Origin of the sequence: Nocardioides marinquilinus (assembly GCF_039543705.1) — a bacterium.
GTDB lineage: Bacteria > Actinomycetota > Actinomycetes > Propionibacteriales > Nocardioidaceae > Nocardioides > Nocardioides marinquilinus.
Map to the genome: position 1 here is coordinate 109810 of NZ_BAABKG010000003.1, position 14647 is coordinate 124456.

The 14647-nt window shown below is 74.6% G+C and carries 13 protein-coding genes; 1 reads left to right on the forward strand and 12 read right to left on the reverse strand.

The features are described 5' to 3' along the window. Position 1: 1 nt before the first annotated feature. The 3 genes from ABEA04_RS11590 to ABEA04_RS11600 form a co-directional block, all read right to left on the reverse strand. On the reverse strand, positions 2-208 hold the full coding sequence (locus ABEA04_RS11590) for a hypothetical protein (protein WP_345458494.1): 207 nt from the start codon (positions 206-208) through the stop codon (positions 2-4). 39 nt (positions 209-247) lie between these two features. Continuing rightward, a complete protein-coding gene (locus ABEA04_RS11595) occupies positions 248-2263 on the reverse strand; it encodes a protein meaA (protein ID WP_345458496.1) in 2016 nt (671 codons plus the stop codon). An 87-nt stretch (positions 2264-2350) separates the two neighbouring features. Next, positions 2351-2656, reverse strand: coding sequence for an STAS domain-containing protein (locus tag ABEA04_RS11600; RefSeq protein WP_345458498.1), 306 nt, complete (start codon positions 2654-2656; stop codon positions 2351-2353). A 129-nt stretch (positions 2657-2785) separates the two neighbouring features. On the opposite strand from ABEA04_RS11600, the gene ABEA04_RS11605 reads away from it, so the two are divergent. Continuing rightward, positions 2786-3367 (forward strand): cob(I)yrinic acid a,c-diamide adenosyltransferase, encoded by a 582-nt coding sequence (locus ABEA04_RS11605; RefSeq protein ID WP_345458499.1) that lies wholly within the window; start codon positions 2786-2788, stop codon positions 3365-3367. A 119-nt stretch (positions 3368-3486) separates the two neighbouring features. On the opposite strand, the gene guaD is transcribed toward ABEA04_RS11605, so the two are convergent. From guaD to ABEA04_RS11650, 9 genes are all read right to left on the reverse strand, one after another. Then, the gene (gene guaD, locus ABEA04_RS11610) at positions 3487-4812 is read right to left on the reverse strand and encodes a guanine deaminase (RefSeq protein ID WP_345458501.1); all 1326 of its coding nucleotides are present in this window, start codon (positions 4810-4812) and stop codon (positions 3487-3489) included. A gap of 7 nt (positions 4813-4819) precedes the next feature. Continuing rightward, complete coding sequence (gene xdhC, locus ABEA04_RS11615; protein WP_345458503.1) at positions 4820-5647, reverse strand: xanthine dehydrogenase accessory protein XdhC; 828 nt, start codon at positions 5645-5647, stop codon at positions 4820-4822. Further along, the gene (locus ABEA04_RS11620; RefSeq protein ID WP_345458505.1) at positions 5644-8031 is read right to left on the reverse strand and encodes a xanthine dehydrogenase molybdopterin binding subunit; all 2388 of its coding nucleotides are present in this window, start codon (positions 8029-8031) and stop codon (positions 5644-5646) included. The genes xdhC and ABEA04_RS11620 overlap by 4 nt, the downstream gene beginning before the upstream one ends. Continuing rightward, entirely contained in the window at positions 8028-9476 is a 1449-nt protein-coding gene (locus ABEA04_RS11625) for a xanthine dehydrogenase small subunit (RefSeq protein WP_345458507.1), read from the reverse strand. Before ABEA04_RS11625 ends, ABEA04_RS11620 begins: the two co-directional genes overlap by 4 nt. 89 nt (positions 9477-9565) lie before the next feature. Next, complete coding sequence (locus tag ABEA04_RS11630) at positions 9566-10411, reverse strand: bifunctional allantoicase/(S)-ureidoglycine aminohydrolase (protein WP_345458509.1); 846 nt, start codon at positions 10409-10411, stop codon at positions 9566-9568. Beyond that, positions 10408-11754: an allantoinase AllB gene (allB, locus tag ABEA04_RS11635; RefSeq protein WP_345458511.1), complete on the reverse strand. Its 1347-nt coding sequence runs from the start codon at positions 11752-11754 to the stop codon at positions 10408-10410. The genes ABEA04_RS11630 and allB overlap by 4 nt, the downstream gene beginning before the upstream one ends. Beyond that, the gene (uraH, locus tag ABEA04_RS11640) at positions 11755-12066 is read right to left on the reverse strand and encodes a hydroxyisourate hydrolase (RefSeq protein ID WP_345458513.1); all 312 of its coding nucleotides are present in this window, start codon (positions 12064-12066) and stop codon (positions 11755-11757) included. Beyond that, entirely contained in the window at positions 12063-13439 is a 1377-nt protein-coding gene (pucL, locus tag ABEA04_RS11645) for a factor-independent urate hydroxylase (RefSeq protein WP_345458515.1), read from the reverse strand. The genes uraH and pucL overlap by 4 nt, the downstream gene beginning before the upstream one ends. Beyond that, a complete protein-coding gene (locus tag ABEA04_RS11650; protein ID WP_345458516.1) occupies positions 13430-14617 on the reverse strand; it encodes a DUF6986 family protein in 1188 nt (395 codons plus the stop codon). The genes pucL and ABEA04_RS11650 overlap by 10 nt, the downstream gene beginning before the upstream one ends. Positions 14618-14647 lie beyond the last annotated feature (30 nt).

The following is a 14647-nucleotide window of genomic DNA, read 5'->3' on the forward strand; positions in this document are numbered from 1 at the left end:
CTCAGGCCACCTTCTTGAGCTTCTTCTTGGTCACCTTCGTGCCGTCGAGGCGCACGAGCCGCCGGCGCTTGACCGTGTAGCCGGCCGGCAGCGTGCCCTCCTTCAGCATCCGGAGCGGGCAGCGGCTGCAGCGCTTGCGCGACTCGCAGCACTCCAGCTTGGGCAGCCTGACGACGGTGGCGTCACGCTTGTCCTTCTTATTGCCCACGGGTCCGACGGTAGCAGAGCGGGTTAGGACAGGCTTACTTCACCTGGTGACGAGCTCGGCGTCGGCGTCGAGGCCGTGCGCGGCCCGGATGACGTCGACGATGCCGCCCATGATCTCGGTCAGCCCGAAGTCCTTCGGCGTGTAGACGGCGGCCACGCCCGCCTCGCGCAACCGCCGGGCGTCGGAGTCGGGGATGATGCCGCCGACGATGACCGGGACGTCGTCCAGCCCGGCCTCGCGCAGGCCGTCGAGCACCGCGGGCACCAGCTCCATGTGGCTGCCGGAGAGGATCGAGAGCCCCACGCAGTGCACGTCCTCGGCGACGGCCGCCGCCACGATCTGCTCGGGCGTGAGCCGGATGCCCTGGTAGACCACCTCGAAGCCGGCGTCGCGGGCGCGCACCGCGACCTGCTCGGCGCCGTTGGAGTGCCCGTCGAGCCCGGGCTTGCCGACCAGCAGCCGCAGCCGGCCGCCGAGCTCGTCGCCGGTGGCCGCGACCCGCTCGCGCACCCGGGTCAGCTCGGTGCCGGCGTCGGCGACGCCCACCGCGCCCGAGACGCCGGTGGGGCCGCGGTACTCGCCGAAGACCTCGCGCAGGGTGGCCGCCCACTCCCCCGTGGTCGCGCCGGCCCGCACCGCGGCGAGGGTCGCGGGCATGAGGTTGACCTCGGTCCTCGCGTCGGCGGCCAGCCGGGCCAGGGCGTCGTCCACCGCGGCCTGGTCGCGGGCCTCGCGCCAGGCGACGAGCCCCTCGAGCGCGGTGCGCTCGGCCTCGGGGTCGGCGAGCATGATCGCGGTGTCGAGGTCGGCGGTCAGCGGCGACGGCTCGGTGGTGGTGAAGACGTTGACGCCGACGATCTTCTCCTCGCCCGACTCGATGCGCGCCCGGCGAGCGGCGTGGGAGGAGACCAGCTGCTGCTTCATGTACTCCACGGCCTCGATCGCGCCGCCCATCGCCTGCACGCGGTCGATCTCGGACCGCGCGCCCTCGACCAGCTCGGCCACCTTGGCCTCGACGACGTGCGAGCCGGCGAACAGGTCGTCGTGCTCGAGCAGGTCGGACTCGTAGGCCAGCACCTGCTGCAGCCGCAGGCTCCACTGCTGGTCCCACGGGCGAGGCAGGCCGAGCGCCTCGTTCCACGCCGGCAGCTGGACGGCGCGCGCCCGGGCGTCCTTGCTGAGCGTGACCCCGAGCATCTCGAGCACGATGCGCTGCACGTTGTTCTCCGGCTGCGCCTCGGTGAGCCCGAGGCTGTTGACCTGGACGCCGTAGCGGAACCGGCGCATGCGCTCGTCGTCCACGCCGTAGCGCTCGCGGGTGATCTCGTCCCACAGCCGCCCGAAGGCGCGCATCTTGCACATCTCCTCGACGAACCGCACGCCGGCGTTGACGAAGAACGAGATGCGGCCGACCACGCGCGGGAAGTCGTCGGGCTCGACCTGCCCGGAGTCGCGCACGGCGTCCAGGACGGCGATGGCCGTGGCGAGCGCGTAGGCGAGCTCCTGCGTGGGCGTCGCCCCGGCCTCCTGCAGGTGGTAGCTGCAGATGTTGATCGGGTTCCACTTCGGCACCGTGGTCACCGTGTAGGCGATCAGGTCGCTGATCAGGCGCAGCGAGTGCTGCGGCCCGAAGACGTAGGTGCCGCGGGAGAGGTACTCCTTGATGATGTCGTTCTGCGTCGTGCCGGCCAGCCGCCGCGCGACGTCGGCGGGGTCGTCGTCCGGGCTCTGCTCCTCGGCCACCACCTGGTACATCGCCAGCAGCCACATCGCGGTGGCGTTGATGGTCATCGAGGTGTTCATCTCGGCGAGCGGGATGTCGTCGAAGAGCCGGCGCATCTCGCCGAGGTGCGGCACCGGGACGCCGACCTTGCCGACCTCGCCGCGCGCCAGCGGCGAGTCGGGGTCGTAGCCGGTCTGGGTCGGCAGGTCGAAGGCGACCGACAGGCCGGTCTGCCCCTTGGCGAGGTTGGTGCGGTAGAGCGCGTTGGACGCCGCGGCCGTGGAGTGGCCGGCGTAGGTGCGCATGACCCAGGGCTTGTCCTTCTCCGCCATGGGCCGAGGGTAGGACGCCGACTACCGATCGGTAACCGGATCGTGACGTGGGATACGCGACACCCCGGTGCGTCGCGGGTCTCCGGCTCAGACGGCGGCGGCGTGACGCTCGACCTCGACCACCCGGATCAGGTGGGTGAGGTGGAGCAGACGGCGGACGGCGCCGTTGCAGCCGCGGAGGCGGACGTGCTGGCCGCGACGGCTGGCCTGCCGCGACGCGGCGGCGAGCACGCGGAGCGCCGTCACGTCGATGGAGGCCACCCCGGTCAGGTCGACGACGACCCGGTCGTGGTCGGCCAGCAGGTCGTAGAGGACGCCGCGCACCTGCCAGGTGCTGCGGACGTCGAAGTCGCCCTCGAGCACGAGCGTGGAACCGTCGACGGTGACGTCCATGCTGGTCTCCTCGGTGTGTGTGCTGCGGGCCACACCGGCCCACTACCCACTATGACGCGCTGACACTCCTGCAGGTTGCACCCGGAAGCCAGCGAATTTCGCCGCGCGTCACGCCGATACTGTGCGCGGATGGTCCACCTCACCCGCATCTACACCCGCACCGGCGACGGCGGCGAGACCCGCCTGGGCGACATGAGCCTCACCACCAAGAACGACCTGCGGCTGCACGCCTACGCCGACGTCGACGAGGCCAACGCCCACCTCGGCCTGGCGGTCGCGCAGGGCGGGCTCGACGACGACGTCGTGGCGGTGCTGACCCACGTGCAGAACGACCTCTTCGACGTCGGCGCCGACCTGTGCACGCCGGTGGTGCCCGACCCCGAGTACCCGCCGCTGCGCATCACCCAGGACTACGTCGACCGGCTCGAGGGCTGGTGCGACCACTACAACGAGCCGCTGCAGAAGCTGAGCTCGTTCATCCTCAGCGGCGGCACCCCCGCCGCCGCGGCGCTGCACGTGAGCCGCACCGTCGTCCGCCGGGCCGAGCGGGCCGGCTGGGCCGCCTTCGAGCAGCACCACGACAGCATGAACAAGCTCGCCCTGACCTACCTCAACCGGCTCAGCGACCTCGTCTTCATCCTCGCCCGCCACGCCAACCGCGAGCAGGGCGACGTCCTGTGGGTGCCCGGCGGCCAGCGGACGGCGCCCTAGCGGCCGCACCGAGCGGGAGGGTTCTGGGGTTCTCCTCCCGCTTCTCCGGCGATGCATTGCCCGAGAACGTCAGGGACACCCGGTTCACCGGGTATCCCTGACGTTCTCGGCCTCTCCCGTCAGGCCGGCCGACGCAGGGGGCGGCTGAGGCCACCGGAGCTGATCTGGTCGCCGCCGACCCAGACGTCGGCGACGTCGGCGTCGCCGGCGAGGGCGAAGATCTTGCCGAGGGCCTCCTCGGGCGAGTCGGCGTGGCGCAGGCCGATGTCGAGCGCGGTGCCGCCGGGCGGGCGCAGGCACACGGCGTCGAACTGGCGGCCGACCGACAGGTCGCCCACCTCGTCGCCGAGGCCGAGGGCGAGGGCGCCGGCGCGGGTGGCGAGGTGCAGCAGCCGGCCGGGGGTGAGGGCGACGCCGTCCGCCCCCAGCAGGCCCTGCACGAAGTAGGCGTGCAGACCCTCCTTGAACATCGAGAACCCGGTGCCGGCGCCGACGTCGGAGCCGAGCGCCACCTGCACACCGTGCTCGAGGTGGCGGCGCAGCGGGAACAGGCCCGAGCCGAGCGCGGAGTTGGACGACGGGCAGTGCGCCACGGCGGTGCCGCGCGCGGCGAGGCAGGCGAGCTCGGCGTCCATCGGGTGCACGTCGTGGGCGAGCACCGCGCGCTGCGAGAGCAGGCCGAACCGGTCGTAGCTGTCGACGTAGTGGTCGCAGTCGGGGAACAGCCGGGCGACCTCGGCGACCTCGGCCGGGTTCTCGTTGACGTGCGAGGTGAACCACGCGTCGGGGACGTCGGCCAGCACGCCGCCGCACGACTCGAGCATCGCGTCGCCGGCCGAGAGCGAGAAGCGCGGCGTCACGGCATAACGGGCCCGCCCGGTGCCGTGCCAGCGCTGCGCCAGCGCGACGGCGTCCGCGTGCGCCTGCTCGGGGGTGACCAGCAGCGGCTCGGGCAGCACCCGGTCGGAGACGACCAGGCCGCTGGTGACGCGCAGCCCGAAGCGCGCGGCCTCGGTGAACAGCGCGTCGACCGCGCCCGGGTAGTGCGAGCCGAAGACCAGCGCGGTGGTGGTGCCGGCGGCGACCAGCGAGCCGACGAACTCCGAGGCGACCTCGGCGGCGTAGGCGGGCGCGGCGAGCCGCTGCTCCTCGGGCAGCGCGCACCGGTCGAGCCACTCCAGCAGCGGCATGCCGAGGGCGCCGATGACGCGCACCTGCGGGTAGTGCACGTGGGTGTCGACCAGGCCGGGCAGCAGCCACCCGTCGCGCAGGTCGATGACGGCCTCGCCGGGGTGCGTGGCGCGGACGTCGGCGAACGGGCCACGCTCGGTGATGACGCCGTCGTCGACGACGAGGCCGACGTCGTCGCCCGCGCGCAGCCCGTCGCCGTCGTCGGGCCAGGCGTCGTCCGGGGTGTCGAGCACCCGGGCGCGGTAGAGCGTCACCGGTCCGTCACCTGACGCTGCCGTCGAGGGCGAGGACGCCGAGCAGGTCGGCCACCACGCCGAGCGCGATCACCGCCGGCGCCTTGCCACCGAGCCCGCCCGGCTGCCCGATCGGGCAGCGGATGGTCGCGACCGTCGCGGGGTCGTGGCCCTCGAGCAGCAGGCCGCGCTCGAAGCGGGTCCACTTGGCCGAGGAGCCGATGACGCCGACCGAGGCGAGGTGGCCCGGCATGCGCAGCGCGGCGTCGCACAGCGCGAAGTCCTCGGCGTGGTCGTGGGTGAGCACCAGCACGTGGCTGCCACGCGGCAGCGCGCCGAGGGCCACCTCGGGCAGCGGCGCGTGGTGTGCCTGCACCTCGGCGACCGCGTCGGCCAGCGCCGGGTGGTCGCGGACGGCGTCCACCTGGGTCGCGCGGGAGTCGACGAAGTGCAGGTCGAGGTCGTGGCGCGAGAGCAGCCGGGCCAGCTCGAGGCCGACGTGACCGAGGCCGAAGACCGCCACCGCCGGGACGACGGGCAGCGGCTCGAGCAGCAGCGTCACCTCTCCCCCGCAGCACTGACGTCCGTGGTCGGTGCGGGCCTTGTCGCTCAGCGACGAGACGACGCTCTCGGGCTCGGCCGAGGCGAGCGCGCCGGACGCGAGCATCGCCCGCGCGCGCTCGATGGCGGTCTCCTCCAGGTTGCCGCCGCCGACCGAGCCCCACGTGCGCTCGGCCGAGACGACCAGCTTGGCGCCGGCCTCGCGCGGCGCGTGACCCCGGACGGCGCTGACGGTGACCAGCACGCCCGGCGTCCGGCTCGCGCGCAGCGCCGCGACGGCGCGGACCCAGCTCACCGCGGCCCCGCCGGGGCCTGCTCGGAGCGGGGGTGCAGCTCGGGGGCGTCGGGCGGCGGCTGGTCGGGCTCGACCCCGGGCGCACCCTCGACGACGTGCGCGTCGGCCGGGTCGGCCGGGCGGGCGTCGCGGGCCGCCGAGAGCGCCCAGAAGACGGCCTCGGGCGTGGCCGGCGAGGCGAGGTCGACCGAGACCCCCTCGGGCCCGAACGACGCGGCGGCCTGCCGCAGCGCCTCGCGCACGCAGAACGCCAGCATGAGCGGCGGCTCGCCGACGGCCTTGGAGCCGTAGACGACGCCGTCCTCGTGGGCGCGCTCGAGCAGCGAGACCCGGAAGTCGACCGGCATCTCGGAGAACGACGGCAGCTTGTAGGTCGAGGCCGCCTGGGTCGACAGCCGCCCGCGGTGCGGGCCGTCGGAGGTGTCCCAGCGCAGGTCCTCCAGCGTCAGCCAGCCCGCGCCCTGCACGAAGCCGCCCTCGACCTGGCCGAGGTCGACCAGCGGCGAGAGCGAGTCGCCCACGTCGTGGACGATGTCGACGCGCCGCGTGGTGTAGGCGCCGGTGAAGCCGTCGACCTCGACCTCGGCGGCCGCGACGCCGTAGGAGAAGTACTTGAACGGGTGACCGCGCATGGCGGTGGAGTCCCAGTGCAAGCCCTCGGTGCGGTAGAACCCGGCCGCCCACAGCTGCACGCGGGCGAAGTAGGCCGCCGAGACCAGCTCGTGCCACTCCAGGCCGCGGCCGGCGTCGAACTCGACGAGCCGGCGTCGGATCTGCTCGCAGGCGTCCTTGACCGCGCCGCCGTTGAGGTCGGCGCCGGCGCTGGCCGCCGTGGCCGAGGTGTTGGGCACCTTGTCGGTGCGGGTGGGCGCGAGCCGCACCAGCTCGAGCGGGAGGCCGAGCGCGGTGGCGGCCACCTGCAGCATCTTGGTGTGCAGCCCCTGGCCCATCTCGGTGCCGCCGTGGTTGATGAGCACCGAGCCGTCCTTGTAGACGTGCACGAGCGCACCGGCTTGGTTGAAGGCGGTGAAGTTGAACGAGATGCCGAACTTGACCGGGGTGATCGCCAGGCCGCGCTTGCGGTGATCGTGGGCGTCGTTGAACGCCGCGACGTCGGCCAGCCGGCGCTCGAGGTCGGCCTCGTCGTGCAGCTGGCCCCAGGCGGCCTCGAGCCGCTCGGGGTGGCGCACCGGCTGGCCGTAGGGGGTGTCGTGGCCCTCGGCGTAGAAGCTGCGGCGGCGCACCTCGCGCGGGTCGAGGCCCATGAGCGGGGCGCAGCGGCCGATGACGTCCTCGATGACGAGCATCCCCTGCGGCCCGCCGAAGCCCCGGAACGCGGTCTGCGAGGTCTTGTGGGTGTGGGCCACGCGGCCGTGCACGCGCACGTGCGGGATCCAGTAGGCGTTGTCGACGTGGCACAGCGCCCGGGCCAGCACCGGCTCGGAGAGGTCGAGGCTCCACCCGCCGTCGGAGGTGAGGGTGGCGTCGAGCGCGAGCAGCCGGCCCTCGGCGTCGAAGCCCGCACGCCACTGGGCGTGGAAGCCGTGGCGCTTGCCGGTCATGGTGATGTCCTGGTTGCGGGTCAGCCGCACCCGCACCGGACGCCGGGTGAGCACCGCCCCCAGCGCGGCCACCGCGGCGAAGCCGTGCGGCTGCATCTCCTTGCCGCCGAACCCGCCGCCCATGCGCAGGCACTGCACGGTGACCTCGTGGCTGCGCAGGCCCAGCACGTGGGCCACGATCTCCTGGGTCTCGGTGGGGTGCTGGGTGCTCGACTGCACGAACACCTGCCCGCCCTCGTCGACCGCCGCCAGGCTGGCGTGGGTCTCGAGGTAGAAGTGCTCCTGGCCGGCGAGGTCGAGCTCGCCGCTGAAGACGTGCGTGGCCTGGGCCAGCCCGCTCTCGACGTCGCCGCGGGCCACGGTGGGCTGCCCGCCCTGGAACGCCTCGGCGTCGATGGCCTCGGCCAGCGTGAGGACGGCGGGCAGGGGCTCGTAGGCGACCTCGACGGCGAGCGCACCGCGGCGCGCCGCCTCGAGGGTCTCGCCGAGCACCCACGCCACCGCCTGGCCGTGGAACATCACGACGTCGGGGAACAGCGGCTCGTCGTGCTTGACGCCGGAGTCGTTGACGCCGGGCACGTCGGCCGCGGTCAGCACCCGCACCACGCCGGGGACGTCGAGCGCGGGCGCCGGGTCGAGCGAGGTGACGCGGGCGTGGGCGTGCGGCGCGGTGACGGGGTGGGCGTGCAGCACGTCGGTGCGGCCGGCGACGAGGTCGTCGGTGTAGAGCGCGTGGCCGGTGACGTGCAGCGCGGCGCTCTCGTGCGGCATCGACTCGCCGACGACGGCGCCGTCGGGACGGCGGGACAGGTCGGTCGTCATCGGCCCTGCTCCTCCCACACCCGGCGCAGCGCGTTGCCGAGCATCGCCGCCCGGTAGGCGGCGCTGGCGCGCTGGTCGTCGATGGGGGTGCCCTCGCTGCCGAGCACGGTCGCGGCGGCGTCGACGGTCTCGGCGCTCCACGGCCGTCCCTCGAGCACGGCCTCGGTGGCCAGGGCGCGCAGCGGGGTGGCGGCGACGCCGCCGAGCCCGACGCGGGCGCGGGTGACCACGCCGTCGTCCACCTGCAGCGCCACGGCGACCGCGACGGAGGAGATGTCGTCGAAGCGGCGCTTGGCGATCTTGTGGAACGCCGTCACCGGGGCCATCGGCAGCGGCACGCGGACGGCGCGGATGAGCTCGTCGGGGCGCCGCAGCGTCTGGCGGTAGCCGGTGAAGAAGTCGGCCAGCGCGACCTCGCGCTCGCCCTGCGCCGAGACCAGCACGAGGCGGGACTCCAGCGCCAGCAGCACCGGGGTGCTGTCGCCGATGGGCGAGGCGGTGGCGAGGTTGCCGCCCAGGGTCGCGGCGTTGCGGATGAGCCGCGAGGCGAACTGCGGCATGAGCGACGCGAGCAGCGGCACCCGGCCGGCCAGGCCGCGCTCGACCTCGCTGAGGGTGAGGGCCGCGCCGATCTCGACCTCCTCGTCGCGGACGTCGAGGCCGCGCAGCTCGGGCAGCCGGTCGATGCCGACCGCGAGCGCCGGCCGCAGCCCGCGCAGGTTCACCTCCACGCCGTGGTCGGTGGCGCCGGCGACCAGGACGGCGTCGGGCCGCTCGGCCAGCAGCGCCAGCGCCTCGTCGAGGGTGGCGGGACGCACGAACGCGGCGGTCTCGTCGCCGACCCGGGTCGCGCCGGCGGGCGGCGCCGGGCGCTCGAGACGCCGGGCGAGCGGGTCGGTCTCGTCGGGGGCGCCGAGGGCGTAGGCGGCGTCGCGGATGGGGCGGTAGCCGGTGCAGCGGCACAGGTTGCCCGACAGGGCGTGCAGGTCGAAGCCGTTGGCGCCGTGCTCGGCGTCGCCGTCGGCCGCCTCGCCCGGACGCCGGTCGGCGCGGTAGAACTCCGCGGCCATGCTGCAGACGAACCCGGGCGTGCAGTAGCCGCACTGCGAGCCGCCGCGCACCGCCATCTCGTGCTGCACCGGGTGCAGCGCGACCGGGGTGCCGAGGCCCTCGGCCGTGACGACCTCCTGGCCCTCGAGCGCCGCGGCGGGCGGCAGGCAGGCGTTGACCGCCGTCCAGCGCGAACCGTCCTCGGAGGTGTCGGACGAGTCGGGGCCGGCAGGGCGGGCGACCATGACCGAGCAGGCGCCGCACTCCCCCTCGGCGCAGCCCTCCTTGACGCCGGTGAGGCCGAGCTCACGCAGGTAGTCGAGCAGCGAGGTGTGCGGGGTGACGGCGCCGCCGACCACGAGGGGTCGGGGCTCGCCGTTGACGGTGACGCCCATCCGGCGGATCCTACGGCTCGCCCTGCGCGCTGGTGGCAGGACCGGTCACGACCAGGTCACGACCTCGTCACAGGCGGCCCGGCGACCGCTCAGGACGGCAGGAACGCCGCGTGGCGGTGCACGTCCTTGTAGAGCAGGTAGCGGAACCGGCCGGGCCCACCGGCGTAGCAGGCCTGGGGGCAGAAGGCCCGCAGCCACATGAAGTCGCCCTCCTGCACCTCGACCCAGTCGCGGTTGAGCAGGTAGACCGCCTTGCCCTCCAGCACGTAGAGCCCGTGCTCCATCACGTGCGTCTCGGGGAAGGGGATGGCGCCGCCGGGCTCGAAGCTGACGATGTTGACGTGCAGGTCGTGGCGCACGTCGTCGGGGTCGACGAAGCGCTGCGTGGCCCAGGCGCCGTCGGTGCCGGGCATGGCGACGGGCGGGACGTCGTCCTCGTGGGTCACGAAGGCCGCGGGCACCTCGAGCCCGTCGACGGCGCGGTAGGCCTTGCGGATCCAGTGGAAGGTGGCGTTCTGGCCGCCCTCGCCGCCCTCGTTGCCCTCGTTGCGCAGCGCCCAGGCGGCGCCGGGGGGCAGGAACGCGTAGGAGCCGGGTCGCAGGTCGTGCGCCTCGCCGTCGATCGTCAGGCGCGCGCGACCACCGACGACGAACAGCACGGCCTCGGCGGCCGGGTCGGTCTCGGGCCGCTCGGAGCCGCCGCCGGGGCCGACCTCGACGACGTAGTGGCTGAAGGTCTCGGCGAAGCCGGTGAGCGGGCGGGCGATCACCCACAGCCGGGTCTCGTCCCAGAACGGCAGCCGGCTGGTGACGATGTCGCGCATGGTGCCGCGCGGCAGCACCGCGTAGGCGGTGGTGAAGGCGGCGCGGCCGGCGTCGCCGGTGGTGAGGTCGGTCTGCGGCGGGTGTCCGCCGGTGGGCACGTAGTAGCTCACTGCTGGCTCCTCGGTCTGCTGATCAGCCGGCCGCGCGGGGCGGCGTCGAGGTCGACGGCCTCGCCGGCGAGATAGGTGCGGCGGACGACGCCCGCGAGGGTGCGGCCGGCGTAGGGCGTGACGGGGTTCTTGTGGTGCAGCCGGGCGGGGTCGACGACGAAGGTCTCGTCGGGCGCGAGCACGGCCAGGTCGGCGCGGGCCCCCACGGCGATGCGGCCCCGGTCGGCGAGGCCGACCAGGTCGGCCGGGCCGGTCGCCATCCAGTCGACGACCTCGGCGAGGGTGTGGCCGCGCTCGCGGGCCGCCGTCCACACCACGGCCAGGCCGAGCTGCAGCGAGGCGATGCCGCCCCACGCGACGGCGAAGTCGCCGGTGTCGAGGGCCTTGAGGTCGGCGGTGCTGGGGCTGTGGTCGGTGACCACGCAGTCGATGACGCCCTCGGCGAGCGCGGCCCACAGCCGGTCGCGGTTGGCGGCGTCGCGGATGGGCGGGCAGCACTTGTGGTCGGTGCCGCCGTCGGGCACCTCGGCGGCGTCGAGGGCGAGGTAGTGCGGGCAGGTCTCGACGCTCACGCGGACGCCGTCGGCGCGGGCGGCGCGCAGCGCGGGCACGGCCTCGGCCGCGCTGAGGTGGACGACGTGCGCCCGCCCCCCCGTCGCGCGGGCGGTGTCGATCACCAGCGCGATCGCGCGCTGCTCGGCCGCGCTGGGACGGGAGTCGAGGAACGGGCGGTAGGCGGGGCCGTGCGCGAGGTCGGCGATCAGGTCGCCGGACTCGGCGTGCACGATCATCAGCGCGTCGAGGCCGGCCAGCTCGTGCATCGCGGCGCCGAAGCGGTCGGCGTCCAGCGGCGGGAACTCCTCGACACCGGAGTCGAGCAGGAAGCACTTGAAGCCGAAGACCCCGGCCTCGTGCAGCGCGGCGAGGTCGCCGGTGCCGAGGTTCTCGGGCACCGCTCCGCCCCAGAAGCCGACGTCGACGAACGCCTGGTGGCGGGCGGCGCGTTGCTTCACGGCGAGGGCGTCGGGGGTCGTGGTGGCCGGCACCGAGTTCAGCGGCATGTCGACGATGGTGGTGACGCCGCCGGCCGCCGCCGCGCGCGTGGCGCTGGCGAAGCCCTCCCACTCGGTGCGGCCGGGCTCGTTGACGTGCACGTGGGTGTCGACGAGGCCGGGCACGAGCACCTCGTCGTCGGCGAGCACGACGAGCGCGCCGTCGGCCTCGAGCGCCCCCAGTGGCTCGACCACCACGACGCGCCCGTCGGTGACGCCGACGTCGACCGCCTGCTCGCGGCCGTCGACGACCGCCCGGGCCGCGCGGACGACGGTGTCGTACCGGCGCACCTAGCTGCCCCGGTAGGTCGAGTAGCCGAACGGGCTGAGCAGCAGCGGCACGTGGAAGTGCCCGTCGGGCTCGTCGTCGGGCACGGCGAAGGCGATGACGACCTCGGGGAAGAAGCCGTCGCGGCCGGCGAGGTCGAAGCGCACCCGGTAGGTGCCGGGCGCCACCGGGCCGCCGAGCGGACGCACCCGGCCGTCGTCGTCGGTGACGGCCTCGGCGAGCACGGTGCTCTCGGCGTCCAGCAGGGTGACCGGGACGCCGGCGGCCGGCCTCCCGAGCGCGGTGTCGAGCACGTGGGTGCTGACCGTGCTCACGAGGCGTCCTCGGCGCCGACCAGCGCGCGCAGCCGCAGCAGGGCGATCTCACGCAGCTGGACGACGGTCTCGGCGCGCTCGGCGTCGTCGTCGTTGCCCAGGCGCCGCTCGAGCTCGGCAAGGATCTCGTCGGCGTCGCGGCCCTTGGCGCGGATCAGGAAGACCCGGTCGAAGCGCTGCTCGTAGGCCCGGTTGCCGTCGGCGAGTCGGCGGGTCACGTCGGCGTCGTCGTGGTCGACGCCGGCCTGCTCGCTCGCGGAGTGCGCGGCGTCGTGGCCCGCGCCGGCGCGCTCGCCGATGCGCGGGTGCCGGGCCAGCGCGGCCTGCAGCTCGGCGTCGTCGAGGTGCTCGGCAGCGGCGGAGGCGGCGGCCAGCAGGGCGTCGGCGTCGGCGTAGGGGCGGCCGGCCGCCACCTGCTGCACCCAGCGGTCGACGTCGAGGCACTCGGCGAGCAGCCGCCGCGCCTCGGCCTCGGGGGCCTCGTTGAGGGTGGCGAGGTCGCTGCGCAGCACGGTGGCCTCGATGAGGCCGTAGGGGCGGTCGGCGGCGACGAAGACCTCGCCGGGGTTCTCGAGCCCGAACGGCGCGAGGTCGACCAGGAAGTGGTGCTTGTTGGGGGCGCTGAAACCGATCTCGGCCACCGTGGGGTGCTGCTCGATCGTCGCGCGACCCATCGCGTAGAGGGTCTCCTGCAGCGCGCGGCTGAAGGTGGCGGCGAAGGTGCTCAGCATGGTGCGGCGGACGCCGTCGTAGGAGGCGTTCCACTGCTCGTCGGTCTGCTCGGCGACGCCGTCGCCCGCGTGCCGCCACCGGGCGACCAGCGAGGTGGCGAGGATGCGGTCGTCGGTCTCGGGCAGCGTCGTGTACTCGTCGACCAGGAAGCCCTTGAAGGCCGAGCCGGTCGACTTCAGGACGACGAGGTCGCGCAGCCCGCAGGTGACGGTGGGCGGCGTCGCGTCGTCGCGGGTGAGCACCACCTCGCAGGTGCGGGTCTCGCCGCCGCGCCGCACGAAGGCGTGGTCGTGGCCGCCGTCGGTGCCGTCGTCGACGCGGTCCCAGGCGTACTGCTCGACCAGGACCCGGGCCGAGGTGGCGGCCGGCGTGGCCACGAGCAGGCGGCGTCCGAGCGCGAGGGCGTAGGTCTCGATCGAGCCAACGCCGTGCTCCTTGGCGTAGGCGAAGGCGGTGTTCTTCTGGGTGTCGGTGGGCAGCACCTGCGACTGGTCGCCGGAGATGTGCGCCGCCGCGAAGTCACCGCGCAGCGAGGTCGTCACGTTGAGGTCGACGATCTCGTGACGCGGGGTGTCGCGCACGATGCGCACCACCCGGCACTCGGCCTTGCCGTACTGGTTCTGCCCCAGGATCACGCCCATGTGCGCAGTCTGCCCGCATCGTGACCGGTGGCGTCGAGGACCTCCTGCTCCGAGATCGCCCCGCAGTCGAGGCCGCGCAGCACGTAGCCGGCCAGCGCCTTGAACGTGGCGGGCTCGTCGAGCACCGCGCCGCCCGACCCGCTGAGGCGCTCGGCCGCGCGGGCGAACCCGTCGCGGTAGAAGCCGAACGTGGCGGCGTAGCGGGTGGGCAGCTGGGCGGGGTGCAGGTCCCAGCCCTGGTAGAGACCGCGCGCGAGCGAGCGGCGCACCAGCCGGTGGTGCAGCACCCAGCCCGTGAGGACGGCGTCCGGCCCGCCGACGGGCAGCACGTTGGTGGAGCCGTCGGCGACGGGGACGCCGGTGCCGGCCGCCGCCAGCTGCATGACGGCCTTGGCGTGGTCGGCCGCGGGGTGGTCCATCGCCTGGTGCTGCGCCGCGATGCCCAGGGAGGCGGAGTAGTCGTAGGTGCCGAAGTGCAGGCCGGCGCACCGGCCCGCGGCGGCGTGCACCATGCCGGCGACGGTGGCGGTGCCGTCGGCGCCGAGCACGGCCTGCGGGGTCTCGACCTGCACCTCGAAGCGCAGCCGGCCCTCGGCGAGGCCGTGGTCGCGCTCGAGCCACGCGCACGCCTCGACCATCGCCTCGACCTGGTCGACCGAGGTGACCTTGGGCAGCGTGACGACCAGCGCGTCGAGGTCGCCGCCGGCGCCGAGGTAGCCGTCGACGAAGGCCGCGAGGGTGCGGACGCCGCGAGCCCGGGTGGGCGCCTCGAGGCACTTGAACCGGATGCCGTGGCGCAGCGTGGGGAGGGCGGCCACGAGCGGCGCGGCGCGGGCGACGTCGGCGTCCTCGGCCGCGGCGCCGCCGCCGTAGCCGTCCTCGAGGTCGACCCGCAGGTCCTCGACCGGCTCGTCGCGCAGCTTGGCCCGCACCCGGGCGACGAGGTCGTCGTCGGCGCCGGTGGCCTCGCGGAAGCGCTCCTCGTGGGCGTCGAGGACGTCGAGCGCCTGCTCGCCGTAGGAGGCCACCAGGCCGGCCTCGAACCGGTCGGCCGGCACGTAGACGGTGTGCACCGGCGCCCGCCCCGGCCGGGGGCCGGGGTAGCGGGCGGCCAGGGCGGCGTCGGCCTCGGCCAGCCGCTCGTCGAGGGCCCGGGTCAACGCGTCGACGTCGGTCACGCGGGCCAGGATGGCACGGCCGGGCCGGCG